This window comes from Clostridioides sp. ZZV15-6383, assembly GCF_020657735.1.
Taxonomy (GTDB): domain Bacteria; phylum Bacillota; class Clostridia; order Peptostreptococcales; family Peptostreptococcaceae; genus Clostridioides; species Clostridioides difficile_D.
The window spans coordinates 14,912-28,777 of the sequence record NZ_JAGWCV010000027.1; the positions used below are offsets into that span (position 1 = coordinate 14,912).

Genomic DNA, 13,866 nt, shown 5'->3' on the forward strand with positions numbered 1-13,866 from the left:
TTGAAAAAGAGGTAACCTTTTCATAAAAGAAGAGGATTACCTTTTTTATTATGAGAACAATGGCAAAATATGTATAGTTTTGACTTGATATATTAAATATGTTATCTTAAATATATATTTTAGAGTGGAGGTGAGTGTTATTTTAGTTAAAGATATAAAACAAGATATAGAAAACATGCCTAGAAAAATTTTAGATATATCTTTGATAGAAGATAATAAAAGTGATTTGACTTTTTTTAATATAGAAGAAGAAGACGGTGATGAAACATTAAAAGCATTAAAACAGAGTTATGTGACTACAAATTATAAAGAAGAAACTTTATTAAATTTACAGGGAGCTTTAAATTCAAAGTCAGACACAACATCAAAGGAGTTAAAGTTAGAATCATATAAAAGATATAATAATGCATTAGATTTAGCATATAAAAATTATGTAACTAGTGCCATTAATATGGTTAACAAAGCTTTAGAGATAAATCCTAAAGATATAGATATATTAAATCTTAGAGGTCTTTTGAAGTTATTAAAATGTGATTTTGCTAAGTCCTTTGAGAGTTTTTATACTGCTTTATGTTATGAAAATAATCATATATCTAGAAAATATGTAAATCTAATTTCATCTGAAGATTTTAAAACTTTTTTAGGAAGGTACAATCATTCTATAAGATTCATAAATGAAGAATTAAATTATGAGTCAATACATATTTTAGAGAATATAGTTGAAGAAGAACCTGAACTAATAGAGCCATATGTAATTTTATCTTTGTTGTATGATAAACTAGGGAATGTAAAAAAAAGAGAAGGATATTTAGATAGGCTTAAAGAGCTAGATAAAGATAATCCAATATTTGAAAAAGATGAAGAAGAAAAAGAAGATACTAGTAAAAAGGAAGAGGTAAAAAAAGTAAAAAGAAAGAAAAACATTTTACCATATATTATAATTATTTTTGTTTTAATAGGTATGGGTGTATATCTGATTCAAAGCAAAAAGAGAATAGAAAATTTAAATAACCAAATAAGTAGTAAAGAGGAAAAATTAAATGAAACTGATAAAAAGCTAGGAGAAACGAGTAAAAAATTAGAAAAAACGAACAAGGAATTAAATGAGGTTAAAAATAAAGAACCAGAAAAAGAGATAACTGTAACTGGTGAGGAAGATTTATATTATCAAGCTTTAGATTTAAAGAAAAATAAAGAATATGAAAAAGCTATAGATAATTTTAAAAGTATAGTCTCTTCTGGAAAAACTAAAAAATATATTTCTGAATCAATATATCAATTAGCAATAACGAATAAGTTATTGGGAAATAAGGATGAAGCTATAAAATATTACAAAAAGTATATAAATACTTACACTAAACATGACCAGTATTATGATGACTCATATTATGAACTTGGTATGCTTTATTATAATAATGGTGATTTAAAAAATGCACAACAAACTTTTTATAGTTTAAGAAGTGAAGTTCCAGACAGTATGTATAACAATTCAAAAATAAAAGAGATTTTAAGTGAAAAATAGGTTTATATAGTTAAGTTTTTTGAAACAACCAAGTATGTATTTTATTAAATTAAAATAAAAATAAATTTAAAAAGAGATTGTATCAAATTAGAACTTTCTATTTAAAGAAAGATATTTGCTTGTTGATAAAACTACAAATATATGATTTGAAGCAATCTCTTTAATTTTTGGAGGTGGAAGATGAAAGTTTTCAATCAATTAGTAATAATTTTATCTATATGGGTAATAGGAGAGTACATAAGTTCCTTTATACAGGGAATTATACTTATTCCTGGGAGTATAGTTGGTATGCTATTATTATTTCTACTACTACAATTTAAAGTCTTAGATTTAAGTAGCATAGAAAATGTAAGTGGATTTTTCCTTGACAATATGGCTATATTTTTTATACCAGCAGGTGTATCACTTATAAAGTCATTAGACCTAATAAGAGAAAATGTATTAGTGCTTTTACTTGTCATATGCTTAAGTACACTAATAGTAATGTATACGACTGGAATTATAGTGGAAAAGATGATAAAAAAGAAGGAAGAAGGACAAAAAAATGTATAACGTATTACAGACGCCAGTATTTGGTATAATAGTAACAATAGTATTTTTTAATTTAGGGAGATATATTCAAAGAAAAACAAGTAATCCCCTGTGCAATCCCTTATTAATTGCAATCATAGGGATAATATTATTTTTAAGTATATCTAAAATTCCTTATGAGAACTACAAGATAGGAGCAGATAGTCTAAATTTCTTTTTAGGTCCTGTTACAGTAGTACTTGCAGTTCCACTTTATAAACAATTTGAATTATTTAAAAAGCATATGTTTGAGATTATTGCAGGAATAGGTTGTGGTATAGTTATTTCTTTTGTATCTGTATTGATAATTGGTAAAATAGCTAATTCAGATGTAAGTATAATAAATTCACTGATTCCCAAATCTATAACAACACCAATGGGAATATCTTTAGCAAATTCTTTAAATGGTGTAGAATCAATAACAGTTGTGGCCATAATTTTTACAGGTATTTTTGGTGGTATGGTTGCTTCTACAGTATTCAAACTTGGAAATATAAATCATCCAGTTGCTAAAGGAATTGCCCTTGGAACGTCTGCACATGCTCTAGGAACTACAAAAGCTTTTGAACTTGGAGAAGTAGAGGGAGCTATGAGTGGTGTTTCTATTGGGGTTTCTGGGACAATTACAGTAATATTAATACCTATTATAATGAATTTTATATAAAAAATAAAATTAAAATCAGTACATTGAATACCTAAAACAAAATAAAATAAAAAAATTTTAAGGTAAAACTGAATGAAAAAAATGCAAATAATGAAATAAAAAAATCATGTACTGAAATTATAAAAACAAAAATTTCATTTAGGAATTAATTATGAACAGACAATTATTAAGTTTAAATTTGCTAAAATAAAATAAATTACTGTTAAAATGGATATTTAGAAAAAAATACTATAAATTTACTATATTGCAAGTTAAATAATAAGTAGTATCATATCATGCTAGAAAAAGTTTCATTTAAAGCATAAATGAGATGATTTGAACGTTTTTAAAGATTAGAATAGTAAAAATTGCACTAGACATATATGAAAAAGATACTATAATAGATGATGTAATAGATAACAGTTCAAGAAATTATATAAAAAAATTTATTTGAAATATTATCTATTACATCAGGAATAATATAATATATGTAAAAATAAGTTTTTAAAATTCTAAAGATTTAAAAGGATTGAAGGGAGAAAGAAATGAGTGAAGTTAAGAATACCCTACAAAAACATCCAGTTTTAAGATATTCAACAATGTTATTTGGGATGTTGATGACATCTATAGGTATAAATGGGTTCTTAAGACCAGCACATCTACTTAGTGGAGGTGCTACAGGTATAGCAACATCTATAAACTATTTAACAAATATAAATGTGGGTCTATTAACATTTTTAATCAATATTCCAATATTTATCTTAGGGTTCATATACCTTGAAAAAGAGTTTTGTATTTCAAGTTTAGTAAATATGATTGTATTTTCATTATTATTAGGTGCAACTCAGGAAATAAGTCAGATTATACCTATACATGATATATTGCTTCAAAGTGTATATGGTGGTATATTGTCTGGTTTAGGAGTTGGGGTTGTATTTAGAACTAGGTCTTCCCAAGGTGGTACAGATATAATAGCTGCTATACTAAAAATTAAGAAGAATATAGAAATGAAAGATACTGCTTTAGCAATAAATGGTTTGATAGTACTTACAGGAAGTTTTTTATTTGGGTTAGATTTAGCATTATACACTCTTATAGGTCTATTTTTAAATGCTTATTCAATGAGTTTTATTAAAGATGCAATGAATTATCAAAAATCTGTTATGGTAATGTCAAATGAAGTCGATTTAATAGCAGAAGATATAATGAAGAGTTTAGTTAGAGGTGTAACTTTTTTAGATGCAGAGGGTGCATACACTCATCAAAAAAAGAAGATTATATATACAATAGTGTCATCAAATGAGATACCAAAGATAAAAGATATAGCTTTGAAGTACGACAAAAAAGCTTTTATATCTGTAAATGATGTTACAGAGGTAAAAGGAAGAGGGTTTAAAGCAAAAGATTTATAGAAAATTTTACAAGCTGAGAGTCTATAATATGAATTTGTATATTATAATTCTCAGCTTATTTAAATTTAGTATATGAAAATAAAGGTTTTATTAATGATTTGTGTATCACTTTAAAAGATATCATTTTAAAATTAAAATTGAAAAAATTACTCAATATGTAGAAAACATGACCACTATTAGGATATAATAAATTTAATAGATTTAGTAAAATATCTAGGAATAACGTTGGAGGAATGGCATTATGAATTTATCTAAAGAATATGTTAATTTGTATGATAATTATTTGAAATATATAAATGAAGTAAACAAAGAGATTAAAAGTATAAAGAACATGAAGAAGCGTGTTTTAAAAAAGGGCGATTTTGCTCCAGAAAATGAAGTATTAGAGTTAGAAGGAAAAACAATACGTGATATAGATGATGTTGATACAAAAAAGCCAAGAAATAAAATATATAAATTTTCAAATGGGGATGTGTATGTAGGCAAATTTTTAGAGGGAAAGATGGAAGGTCAAGGCTCATATACTTTTTTTGTTGATGAAGGAACAGTTATGGAGTACATCGGAGAATTCAAACAAGATAAGAAAAATGGAAAAGGAAACTTTGTATTTTCAAATGGAAATGAGTATGTAGGTCATTTTGAGGAAGATATGATGAATGGTGTTGGAAATATGTTGTATAATAGCAAAGATGAGTATATTGGAACTTGGAAAAATGGGAAAAAAGATGGAAAAGGTATTTATAAGTGGAGTGACGGATGTATATACGCAGGTGAGTTTAAAGTTGGAAAGATGGAAGGGTATGGCATTTGCTACAATAGTGAAGGTGAAATACTTTATGAAGGAGAATGGAAGAATAATTTGGTTCATGGTAAGGGAACTTATATATGGGAAAAAGGTAAAAAATATGTAGGCGAATTTATGCATGGAAAAAAACATGGGCAAGGAACTTTTTATCTAAATAATGAATTGGTTTATGAAGGGACTTGGAAATTCGATAAGCCATCTATCTTTGATAGAACATTAGATGAAATATTTTCTTTAAGACTGTAGCTTTATCTATTAGTAGGTAAAGCTTTTTTCTAATACTTACTGTAGATAGGTATAAATGATATTGATTAGTATACATTATCAATATTAGCGTAATGAATATAATATTAAAATTTTTGATTTATTTTACAAAGGAGGGGTATATTGAAGAAATTAATTGCTTTAGTGTTAGTGATACTTATTGTTTTATTTTATAGTCCTGAATTATTAGAAGAAGGATATGATTTAAAAGAAAAATTTTTTCAAAGTGAAATATGGAATGAATTTTTAGAAAAGATAAATATAAATGATAATTCTAAGAAAGAGAAAAAAGAAAAAAATCAAAATTTACAATCAAATAATGCTGAAGAGGAAAACTTAGGAGAATCAGATATAAAGAACTTTGAAAAAATAAGTTTAGGAGATAATTTAAGTCAAGTTTTATCAAGTATTGGCAAACCTGGTAGAATTGATACTAGTGAATATGGTTTTGATTGGTATATATATAATCAATATGGAAAAGAATTTGCAATGGTTGGGCTTGAAAATGATGAAGTAGTGGCACTTTACAGTAATTCTATGAATTCATGTGAAAATCAAGATATAAAAATAAATCAAGATAGACAGACAGTGAGAACTAAGATTACACCATTAAAATATAAGAGAAAAGGAAATACTAGATATATAATAAACTCAGAAAATCAATATGATATAATAAGTAAAGAAGGTAAGTATATTACAATTTTCTACGATATTCATGAAGAAAATAGAGTTTGTTCATATTTAATAATTGATAAAAGTACTGAAGATGAGTTTAAAAATTTATATCCAGATGATAGAGAAGAACTTAAAAAATGTTTTGAACTTGAAGTTATAGACCTTGTAAATAGTGTTAGAAATCAAAGAGGATTAAACTCGCTTAAATACAGTGAACAGGCAACTTTGAGTTCAATAAAACATAGTGAAGATATGAGAGATAATAATTTTTTTGACCATATAAATAAGAATAATGAAACTCCATTTGACAGAATGAAAAGAGAAGGGATAGTATATACTTCAGCTGGAGAAAACATAGCAGCAGGACAGATTAATGCAATATATGCACATGAAGCTTGGATGAATTCTGAAGGACATAGAAAAAATATTTTAGGGAATTATAATAATATTGGAGTTGGAGTAATATTTGGAGGAAGTTATAAAATATATTACACTCAAAACTTTTATAAATAACTAAAATATTTGAAAGGAAGTTTAAAAATGACATCATGGAAAAAAAAGACAGTATATAAGTGTTTAATAGCAGTAGTCTTGTTTTGTGGAATAATACTAATATCTAATTTTAGTAAAGTTTCTGCTTTGATGATGGATACTAATGGAAATGTTTTGATTAAGCATGGTTCAAGGGAAAAAAAATTAGTAGCAATTACCTTTGATGATGGTCCTCATCCTAAAGAAACTAGTCAAGTTTTAGATGTATTAAAGAAATACAATGTAAAAGCTACCTTTTTTATAGCTGGAAAGCATGCAAAATGGTATAAAGAACCACTAGTAAGAGCAAGTAAAGAAGGACATGAGATAGGAAATCATACTTTTAATCATCCTGATATAAGTAATTTAAGTTCTAGTCAGATAGAAGAGGAGATTATTAAGTGTGAAGATATTTTAAAGGAAGTAACTGGGAAAAAACCGACATTATTTAGACCACCATTTGGAAGTTATAGAGAAAAGGACCTAATAGAAATTGCAAAGAAGCATGACTATAAAGTTATTTTATGGACAGGTGTAGATGTGAAGGATTGGAAAAATCCAGGTGCTAATAGTATTGCAGATAAAATAATTAAAAAAGTACAAAATGGAGATATAATACTTTTACATGATTATGCGACTAATGATACAGTTGAAGCTTTAGATATGTTTATCCCAAAAATGATTGAAAAAGGCTTTAAATTTGTAACAGTTTCTGAATTAATAAAATAGTTTTTAGGGGGGAGATTTATAGTATGATTTTAATGATAGACAATTATGATTCTTTTGTATATAACCTAGTACAATATATAGAAGAATTAGGGGAAACAGTTGTAGTAAAAAGAAATAATGAAATCAAAATAAGGGATATTGAAGAACTAAATCCAGAGGTAATTGTATTATCTCCAGGACCATGTTCTCCAAAAGAAGCTGGTATTTGTATAGACATTGTTGAGTATTTTAAAGGGAAAAAGCCTATATTAGGAATTTGTTTGGGTCACCAAACTATTGGACATGTTTTTGGAGGAGATATTATAAAGGCACAACAGCCTGTACATGGAAAAGTATACAGTATAAACCATATTAATAAAGGAGTTTTCAGTGGACTTAAAAATCCTTTAAATGTCACTAGGTATCATTCACTAATAATTGATTCTAATACAGTTCCTAAAGAACTAGAAGTTACAGCAACTACTGATAAAGGTGAAATAATGGGAATTAGACATAAGGACTACTTAATAGAAGGAGTGCAATTCCATCCAGAAGCTATTTTGTCAGAGTATGGTCATGAAATGCTGAAAAACTTTATAACAGAAGCTAGAGAAAGGATACATATGTAATATGATAAGAGAGATAAATACTAAACTGAATTCTTTTGAGATATTTACTATTTTTAGAAATGAACGTGACAGTTTTATATTAGATAGTGCTATGGATAAAGAAAAATTGGGAAGATATTCTTTTATAAGTAGCCAACCATTTAAGGTATTAAAATATAAAAATACTGATGAAAATCCTTTAGAAGTTTTAAAAGAGGAACTAGATAGATATAGGATTACAAATGATACTAACCTTCCATTTGTAGGAGGGGCTGTAGGATATTTATCTTATGATTTAGGTAATTATATAGAAAAATTACCTAGAACTACTATAGATGATATTGGTATGCCTGACATGTATTTTGGATTTTATAATCATGTAATAGTTATAGACCATCTTATGGAAAAAACTTACATAGCTACTCCAAATATAGATATAAAATTAGAAGAAAAGATAATTGACTACATAGAACAAAAAATATTAAAAGAAGAGAAAAAAGGTATAGATAGCATATGCTATCAAGAAAAAGAGGTAAAACCTATAAGGCTTAAATCTAACTTTACAAAAGAAGAATTTAAAAATGCAGTTCAAAGTGTTAGAGAGTACATAAGACAAGGAGATATATACCAAGCTAATTTAACACAAAGGTTTAGTGGAGAAACAGAACTTACAAGTTTTGAATTATATAGAGATTTAAGAAGATTTAGCCCAGCGCCATTTGGAGCATTTTTAAACTTTGAAGATGCACACATATTATCAAATTCTCCAGAAAGATTTATAAGATGTGTTAATAAGAAAATAGAAACTAGACCAATAAAAGGTACTCGTCCAAGAGGTAAAAATAAAGAAGAGGATTTAAAACTTCAACAAGAACTTAAAAATAGTGAAAAAGATAGAGCCGAACTACTTATGATAGTAGATTTAGAAAGAAATGATATTGGCAGAATATCTAAAACTGGAAGTGTAAAAGTTCCAGAATTGTTTGTAATTGAACCGTATGCAAATGTAAATCACTTAGTTTCAACAGTTGTAGGTGAGCTAAAAGATGATAAAGATGCTACTGATGTAATAAAAGCAACTTTTCCAGGGGGGTCTATAACAGGAGCACCTAAGATTAGAGCGATGGAAATTATAGATGAATTAGAGCCAACACAAAGAAATGTGTATACTGGTTCAATAGGGTATATAGGTTTTAATGGTGATATGGATTTTAATATAGCGATTAGAACAATAATTAAAAATGATAAAAAAGTCTACTTTCAAGTTGGAGGAGGAATGACTTGGGATTCTGACCCAGATGAAGAATATCAAGAAACACTTGATAAAGCAAAATCTATAATGAAGGCTTTGAGGGGATATTATGAAGAATAGTGTAGGTTTTGATAGTAGTTTAAGTAAATTTGGAATTGGTTTGTTTGAAACTATTAAAGTTAAAAATGGCATACCAATAGATTTAAATATCCATATAGAAAGAATGCTAAGTTCAATAAAATGCTTAGATTTAGATATAAACTATAAAAAAGATTTATTGATAAATGAAATTGTTACATATATAAAAAAAGAAAATGTTATTAATAAAGCACTTAGAATTACCGTTTTTGATGAAGGTTATAATATATCTATTAGGGATATTCCATATAATCAAGAGACCTATGATAAGGGGTTTAGATTAACTATATCACCAATAGTTAGAGGGAATAGTTTAATTCATAGACATAAGACTACTAATTATTTTGAAAATATATATACCAAAAATGTTGCAAATAAAGATGGTTATAATGATGGTATATTTGTAAACTCAGATGGTGTAATACTAGAATGTTCTATGAGCAATATATTTTTCATAAAAGGAGAAAGAGTGTACACTCCTAGTGGTAAATTACCAATATTAAATGGAATAATAAAAAAAAGGATTATAAAGATTTGTGACGAATTACATATAGAGTTGGTAGAAAATGAAATTAATATGTTAGAAATTAGTAGTTTTGATTTTGTTTTTGTCACAAATAGTCTTATGGGCGCTATGAAGGTTACAGAAATTGACAAAATAAAATTTAATAAAGAAAATGTTATTTTTGATAAAATAGTAGAATTATTAGAATAAATTAAAATATTAACAATTTATTGGAGACAAAAAATGATAGGTTGTATTTATGAAGTATATAATGAAGAGATAACTAAAATAATAGAAAACCAAAACACTTTAGCAGTGTATTTGGTGGGTTCTAGTAAATACGTAGATTTTACTCTTTATGATGTAGAAATAAACGATATTGATGTATTCGTTTTTGTAAAAGAAGGGGAAAAACAAGAGCGAGTGTTGTTTGAAAAAAAGGGAATAGAATTTGATATAAATTACTTTTCAAAAGATGGTGTAAAAAAATTATTATCAGATAGAGAGTACTTCTTTATTAAAGAGATGAAAGATGCTAAAGTACTATTTGATAATGGAAATATATCAAACGCTATAAAAGAGATAAGTAGAAATATTTACCTAAATGGTCCTAATAAAATGTCACTGGAAGAAAAGTCTTTTTTAAAACAAGATATTAAAGCAAAAATATCAAATTTAAAAAATAAAGAAAAATTTGATGTTTTTGAATATCATTTTTTGACGAATTTATATTTAAAAGATATAATAATTGGGTACTTTAATATAAATGATAAATGGGTACCAAAAGATAAAAAATTACTAAAAGTTTTGAAAAAAGAAAACAATGAGCTTTTTGAACTAGTATCAAGAGTAAGTGAAAACTATGATTATCAAAAACTTTTAGATGTTTATAATTATATTTTTAAAGAAATTGAGACAAAAGAGGTTATAAAACTAATCTTCTAGTCACAAATCAATGGGGGGAGTTTAAATGAATAAAGTTGATAAAGAAAAGATACAACATGCAGTAAGAGAAATATTAGAGGCAATTGGAGAAGACCCAGATAGAGAAGGTCTAATCGAGACTCCAAATAGAGTTGCTAGAATGTATGAAGAGATATTCTCTGGTCTTAGTGAAGAACCAAGAGAACATTTAAAAGTTCTTTTTGCAGATGAAAAACATGAAGAATTAGTATTGGTAAAAGATATTCCCTTTTATTCATGTTGTGAGCATCATCTAGTTCCTTTCTTTGGAAAGGCACATATTGCTTATTTACCAAAAGGAGGAAGACTTACAGGTCTTTCTAAACTTGCTAGAGTAATAGATACATTGGCAAAAAGACCACAATTACAAGAAAGAATCACTAAAAATGCCGCAGATATAATAATGGAAGAATTGCAACCTTATGGTGTCTTAGTAGTAGTAGAAGCTGAACATATGTGCATGACAATGAGAGGTGTAAAAAAACCAGGTTCAAAAACTGTTACATCAGCAGTAAGAGGTATATTTGAAAAGGATATTGCATCTAGAGCTGAGGCTATGAGTTTGATTACTATGAAGTAGCAATTTATTTATAGATATAAAATTTAATTTAAGGGAGTGTCATTAATTGTGTTTGATTATGGTAAAAGGACTTATATAATGGGAATATTAAATGTAACTCCGGATAGTTTTTCTGATGGAGGAGATTTTAATAACTTAGACATAGCAATACAGCATGCAAAAGATATGGTTGACCAAGGTGCTGATATAATAGATTTAGGAGGAGAATCTACACGTCCAGGTCATAGCTATGTGGACTCAGAGGAAGAGCTAAGAAGAGTAATCCCTGTAATAAAAAAACTTAAACAAGAACTAGATATACCAATATCAATAGACACTTATAAGGCAGATGTCGCAGAAGAAGCCTTAAAATTAGGTGTTACTATGGTAAATGATGTTTGGGGTCTTAGAAAAGATAAAAATATGGCTTCTGTAATAGGAAAATATGACGCAGAAGTGTGTATAATGCATAATCAAGATGGGACAAACTATGACAAAGATATAATGGAGTCAATAAAAGACTTTCTTAAAGAAAGCATAGAAATGGCAATAAACTGTGGAGTAAAAAAAGAAAAAATAGTACTTGACCCAGGAATAGGATTTGGCAAGGATTTTAAACAAAACATTGAAGTATTAAGGAGACTGAATGAATTAAAAGACTTAGGTTATCCCGTTTTACTTGGTACATCTAGAAAATCAGTAATAGGAAAAGTACTTCCAGTTGAACCTAAAAAAAGATTAGAAGGTACAATAGCTACCACTGTTCTTGGGATAAGAGATGGTGTAGATATAGTTAGAGTGCATGATGTTTATGAAAACTTAATGGCAGCTAGAATGACTGATGCAATATACAGAAAGTAGGTATAATATAATGGATAAAATATTACTTAGTAATCTGGGATTCTATGGATATCATGGTGTTCTTAAAGAAGAAAATTTTCTAGGTCAGAAATTCTTTGTTGACATGGAACTTTATGTTGACTCAAGAGAAGCAGGACTTAGTGACGATATAAATAAATCTGTAAGCTATTCTGAAGTTTACAGTGTTGTTAAGGATATTACTGAAAATAAACAATTTAATCTTTTGGAAGCTTTGGCAGAAAATATTGCTGAAGAAGTCTTAAATAAATTTATACTTATAAATGGAGTTATGGTTAGAGTTAGAAAGCCTGAAGCTCCTGTAAATGGTATTTATGACTATTTTGGTGTTGAGATAAGGAGAACAAGAGATGAATAAGGCTTATTTGGGAATTGGTACTAATATGGGTAATAGATTTGATAATTTATCAAAAGCATGCGAGCTTTTGATAAATAGTGATTCTATATATAAAGTGAAAGAATCAAAGTTATACGAAACAAAACCATGGGGATATACAGAACAAGCAGATTTTCTAAATATGTGTGTAGAAATAGAAACAGAGTTTGAACCTTATGAGTTGTTAGAATATTGTCAAGAAATAGAGAAAGAGCTACACAGAGAGAGAATAGTACATTGGGGACCAAGAACTATAGATGTAGATATACTATTTTTTAATGATGTAGTTTCTACTGATGAAAGATTAATAATACCTCATCCAAGGATTCAAGACAGAGCTTTCGTTTTGATACCACTTATGGATTTAAATGAAGAACTTATAATAAATGAAAAATCAATAAAAGAACATTTAAACCTCCTATCTGCTGAAGAAAGAGAAGAAGTAAAGGAGCTTGTAGGTTATGAAAGAAAACCTATTTAATAATAATTCAAAGATAGAGATAAATACAAATAATAAAAAGATAGTTGTAAAAAAGGATAAACTTATAATAGCTGGACCATGTGCAATAGAGAGTTATGAGCAACTTTTAGAGACTGCTAAATTTGTAAAAAGTCATGGTGCAAATATTTTAAGAGGTGGAGCGTATAAGCCAAGAACATCGCCAAGCTCATTTCAAGGATTAAAAAAAGAAGGTCTTGAAATATTAAAAGCTGTCAAAGAAGAAGTTGGTATAGCTGTTATTACAGAACTTATGGATGTAAGGGATATGGATGAACTGTATAGTATAAGTGATATAATTCAAATTGGCTCAAGAAATATGCAAAACTTTACTCTTTTAAGTGAAGTAGGAAAACAAGATAAACCTGTTATGTTAAAGAGAGGAATAGCATCAACAATTACTGAATGGATAGGTGCTTCTGAATATATAGCAATAGAAGGAAATAGTAATATTATAATGTGTGAGAGAGGTATAAGAACCTATATTGATTATACTAGAAACACATTAGATTTAGCTGCTGTACCAATTATTCAAAAGGAAACAGGTCTTCCTGTTGTGGTAGACCCAAGTCATGCTACTGGAGTCAGATACTTAGTAAAACCTATGTCAATGGCATCATTTGCATGTGGAGCAGATGGAATAATGGTAGAAGTGCATCCTGACCCAGAAAATGCTTTATCAGATGGTGCTCAATCTCTTTGCTTTAATGAATTTGAAGATTTAATGAAATCAATTAATAATTATTAAAAGAGGCAAAAGCCTCTTTTTTATTCGTAATGGTTATTGAGATGAATTTATAAGTTATATAATTTAATAGTTAGACTATTTGATATAAATAAAGACTTAATATTGATAGAATTAATATAAAAAATAAAAATTTTTTGATTAATAAGAAGGATATCAATAAAAAAAGTCGAATTCTGTATATTGAGTGATTGACAAATTTAGAATATAGT

At 27.5% G+C, this 13,866-nt stretch carries 16 protein-coding genes; all 16 read left to right on the forward strand.

Annotated features, from left to right (window positions below):
- Positions 1 to 175 precede the first annotated feature (175 nt).
- Positions 176 to 1,522, forward strand: a complete 1,347-nt coding sequence (locus KGF42_RS11255; protein ID WP_227826336.1) for a tetratricopeptide repeat protein — start codon at positions 176 to 178, stop codon at positions 1,520 to 1,522.
- Between the two features lie 180 nt (positions 1,523 to 1,702).
- Positions 1,703 to 2,074, forward strand: coding sequence for a CidA/LrgA family protein (locus KGF42_RS11260; protein ID WP_003419862.1), 372 nt, complete (start codon positions 1,703 to 1,705; stop codon positions 2,072 to 2,074).
- On the forward strand, positions 2,067 to 2,756 hold the full coding sequence (locus KGF42_RS11265) for an LrgB family protein (RefSeq protein ID WP_054273420.1): 690 nt from the start codon (positions 2,067 to 2,069) through the stop codon (positions 2,754 to 2,756). The genes KGF42_RS11260 and KGF42_RS11265 overlap by 8 nt, the downstream gene beginning before the upstream one ends.
- A 524-nt stretch (positions 2,757 to 3,280) precedes the next feature.
- Positions 3,281 to 4,147, forward strand: a complete 867-nt coding sequence (locus KGF42_RS11270) for a YitT family protein (RefSeq protein ID WP_054269924.1) — start codon at positions 3,281 to 3,283, stop codon at positions 4,145 to 4,147.
- A gap of 241 nt (positions 4,148 to 4,388) precedes the next feature.
- A complete protein-coding gene (locus KGF42_RS11275) occupies positions 4,389 to 5,198 on the forward strand; it encodes a hypothetical protein (RefSeq protein WP_227826337.1) in 810 nt (269 codons plus the stop codon).
- A gap of 141 nt (positions 5,199 to 5,339) precedes the next feature.
- A complete protein-coding gene (locus KGF42_RS11280) occupies positions 5,340 to 6,404 on the forward strand; it encodes a CAP-associated domain-containing protein (RefSeq protein ID WP_227826338.1) in 1,065 nt (354 codons plus the stop codon).
- Positions 6,405 to 6,431: 27 nt separating this feature from the next.
- The gene (locus KGF42_RS11285) at positions 6,432 to 7,151 is read left to right on the forward strand and encodes a polysaccharide deacetylase family protein (RefSeq protein WP_054273424.1); all 720 of its coding nucleotides are present in this window, start codon (positions 6,432 to 6,434) and stop codon (positions 7,149 to 7,151) included.
- A gap of 23 nt (positions 7,152 to 7,174) precedes the next feature.
- Positions 7,175 to 7,759, forward strand: a complete 585-nt coding sequence (locus tag KGF42_RS11290) for an aminodeoxychorismate/anthranilate synthase component II (protein WP_107594045.1) — start codon at positions 7,175 to 7,177, stop codon at positions 7,757 to 7,759.
- A 1-nt stretch (position 7,760) separates the two neighbouring features.
- Positions 7,761 to 9,110 carry an aminodeoxychorismate synthase component I gene (gene pabB / locus KGF42_RS11295; protein WP_227822581.1) on the forward strand — a complete coding sequence of 450 codons (1,350 nt, stop codon included), beginning with the start codon at positions 7,761 to 7,763 and terminating at the stop codon, positions 9,108 to 9,110.
- Positions 9,100 to 9,843, forward strand: coding sequence for an aminotransferase class IV (locus KGF42_RS11300; RefSeq protein ID WP_227822580.1), 744 nt, complete (start codon positions 9,100 to 9,102; stop codon positions 9,841 to 9,843). The genes pabB and KGF42_RS11300 overlap by 11 nt, the downstream gene beginning before the upstream one ends.
- 33 nt (positions 9,844 to 9,876) lie before the next feature.
- Positions 9,877 to 10,578 carry a hypothetical protein gene (locus KGF42_RS11305; protein ID WP_227826339.1) on the forward strand — a complete coding sequence of 234 codons (702 nt, stop codon included), beginning with the start codon at positions 9,877 to 9,879 and terminating at the stop codon, positions 10,576 to 10,578.
- 25 nt (positions 10,579 to 10,603) lie between these two features.
- Positions 10,604 to 11,176: a GTP cyclohydrolase I FolE gene (gene folE, locus KGF42_RS11310; protein ID WP_054273429.1), complete on the forward strand. Its 573-nt coding sequence runs from the start codon at positions 10,604 to 10,606 to the stop codon at positions 11,174 to 11,176.
- Positions 11,177 to 11,224: 48 nt separating this feature from the next.
- Entirely contained in the window at positions 11,225 to 12,016 is a 792-nt protein-coding gene (gene folP / locus KGF42_RS11315; protein ID WP_227826340.1) for a dihydropteroate synthase, read from the forward strand.
- A gap of 10 nt (positions 12,017 to 12,026) precedes the next feature.
- Positions 12,027 to 12,392, forward strand: coding sequence for a dihydroneopterin aldolase (folB, locus tag KGF42_RS11320; RefSeq protein WP_227826346.1), 366 nt, complete (start codon positions 12,027 to 12,029; stop codon positions 12,390 to 12,392).
- A complete protein-coding gene (gene folK, locus KGF42_RS11325) occupies positions 12,385 to 12,891 on the forward strand; it encodes a 2-amino-4-hydroxy-6-hydroxymethyldihydropteridine diphosphokinase (protein WP_227822578.1) in 507 nt (168 codons plus the stop codon). Before folB ends, folK begins: the two co-directional genes overlap by 8 nt.
- Positions 12,872 to 13,657 carry a 3-deoxy-7-phosphoheptulonate synthase gene (aroF, locus tag KGF42_RS11330; protein ID WP_227826341.1) on the forward strand — a complete coding sequence of 262 codons (786 nt, stop codon included), beginning with the start codon at positions 12,872 to 12,874 and terminating at the stop codon, positions 13,655 to 13,657. Before folK ends, aroF begins: the two co-directional genes overlap by 20 nt.
- The last annotated feature ends 209 nt before the right edge of the window (positions 13,658 to 13,866 follow it).

Excerpts from the sequence above, each read along its gene's own strand:
- KGF42_RS11255 (WP_227826336.1), top strand. The coding sequence starts at position 176 with ATGCCTAGAAAAATTTTAGATATATCTTTGATAGAAGATAATAAAAGT.
- KGF42_RS11260 (WP_003419862.1), top strand. The coding sequence starts at position 1,703 with ATGAAAGTTTTCAATCAATTAGTAATAATTTTATCTATATGGGTAATA.
- KGF42_RS11265 (WP_054273420.1), top strand. The coding sequence starts at position 2,067 with ATGTATAACGTATTACAGACGCCAGTATTTGGTATAATAGTAACAATA.
- KGF42_RS11270 (WP_054269924.1), top strand. The coding sequence starts at position 3,281 with ATGAGTGAAGTTAAGAATACCCTACAAAAACATCCAGTTTTAAGATAT.
- KGF42_RS11275 (WP_227826337.1), top strand. The coding sequence starts at position 4,389 with ATGAATTTATCTAAAGAATATGTTAATTTGTATGATAATTATTTGAAA.
- KGF42_RS11285 (WP_054273424.1), top strand. The coding sequence starts at position 6,432 with ATGACATCATGGAAAAAAAAGACAGTATATAAGTGTTTAATAGCAGTA.
- KGF42_RS11290 (WP_107594045.1), top strand. The coding sequence starts at position 7,175 with ATGATTTTAATGATAGACAATTATGATTCTTTTGTATATAACCTAGTA.
- pabB (WP_227822581.1), top strand. The coding sequence starts at position 7,761 with ATGATAAGAGAGATAAATACTAAACTGAATTCTTTTGAGATATTTACT.
- KGF42_RS11300 (WP_227822580.1), top strand. The coding sequence starts at position 9,100 with ATGAAGAATAGTGTAGGTTTTGATAGTAGTTTAAGTAAATTTGGAATT.
- KGF42_RS11305 (WP_227826339.1), top strand. The coding sequence starts at position 9,877 with ATGATAGGTTGTATTTATGAAGTATATAATGAAGAGATAACTAAAATA.
- folE (WP_054273429.1), top strand. The coding sequence starts at position 10,604 with ATGAATAAAGTTGATAAAGAAAAGATACAACATGCAGTAAGAGAAATA.
- folB (WP_227826346.1), top strand. The coding sequence starts at position 12,027 with ATGGATAAAATATTACTTAGTAATCTGGGATTCTATGGATATCATGGT.
- folK (WP_227822578.1), top strand. The coding sequence starts at position 12,385 with ATGAATAAGGCTTATTTGGGAATTGGTACTAATATGGGTAATAGATTT.
- aroF (WP_227826341.1), top strand. The coding sequence starts at position 12,872 with ATGAAAGAAAACCTATTTAATAATAATTCAAAGATAGAGATAAATACA.